The following is a 1,319-nucleotide window of genomic DNA, read 5'->3' on the forward strand; positions in this document are numbered from 1 at the left end:
CCTCTATCCCCAAATAAACTAGTTGACTCCCCAACTATCTATTTATCTATCTTTCGTTTTGTTATCGGTTCAAAATTCCTTATCCATTCACTTTATTTTTTAGAATTGATCGGTGCGGAAATGCCCTTTTCTTATCCCATTTAGATGATATACATACAAATGAACATCCTTGAGCAAGAAATACCCATTTGAATGATTTACAATCTATATAATTACTTGAACTGAAACTCCCAAAGTCCTCTTTTTTAAGATCCAAGTCAAGCAATTTCAGTACCTAAATAAAACTTTTGAATTCCCTTTCTTTCTTTTAATTGACACAGCCCCCATTTTCGAGTAAAATGAGGATGCTATGTTGCGACTGGTCGGGATAGCTCAGCTGGTAGAGCAGAGGACTGAAAATCCTCGTGTCACCAGTTCAAATCTGGTTCCTGGCACATGATTAATTGGTATGACTTTCTCTTCTCTCATAAATTAATTGATCTGAATTGAATCCACATTCATAGTAGGGAGGATGGTCATTTAGTGAAATATTTTGGGTCGGTTGACGCCTTTTCTTTTCTTGCTTAAGATGCCTTCTTAAGTAAGAAATTGCTTGAATGAGTGACAGCGCGTGTTTACCTTTTTGAAAAAGATGCCTGCTCTCCTAAGCATGATAATTTCCTTAACTCAAAATTGGTACAGAAAAAGCTGTTGGTTTAAATCAATGAATCTGTGCCTAAAGTTCATTCCAAGCTAGACAATGTCCATGAAAAGAGAACCCAACACTCAAAGCTAGTTAGAGATCTTATCTCTGCTCTCGAGTATCGACTGGCTACTATCAAGTATGATTTGCCTGAACCTGGTGTCTCATATTTTCATTCCATTGGCTCAACCAGTACGAAAAGTAAAAAATCCATGGTTTTATTGACAACGTGTGATAAAGGGGCTATGCTTCCGGTGATAGATTTGCTCTTTGCGAAGAGTTTGGGATGAGATAGACTAGCTGCGAGACAGTCGGAAATGTAATTGATCAAATCAAAAGGGTGGTGTTAGCAAGAAGGAGATTGGTTGCTTCTATGTAGAGAGATTCCGTAATTCTAAAAGAAGATTGAGTGCTATCTCCGCACCCGCCCCTTGCCTCGTTTTGGATCCACCACGAAAAAAGTCCATCGGGGGCCGGAGCGATCATCCAGGCCGTAACCAGGATTTCGGGTTCATCTGACATAGTAGCTACAATGGGAGATTCAGAATTCGGGAGTATAACTTCTTCTACACAAAGCAGTCCGCAAGGTGGGTAGACCGAGGACAACCCTAGTGGCCACACTGTCGACCCCTCAGGT

The 1,319-nt window shown here is 40.3% G+C and carries 1 tRNA gene; it reads left to right on the top strand.

Annotated elements, in window-relative coordinates:
• Positions 1–361: 361 nt before the first annotated feature.
• Positions 362–434 (top strand) — tRNA-Phe (locus BVER_RS36120).
• The last annotated feature ends 885 nt before the right edge of the window (positions 435–1,319 follow it).

This window comes from Candidatus Burkholderia verschuerenii, assembly GCF_001189365.1.
In the GTDB taxonomy this organism is placed as follows: domain Bacteria; phylum Pseudomonadota; class Gammaproteobacteria; order Burkholderiales; family Burkholderiaceae; genus Caballeronia; species Caballeronia verschuerenii.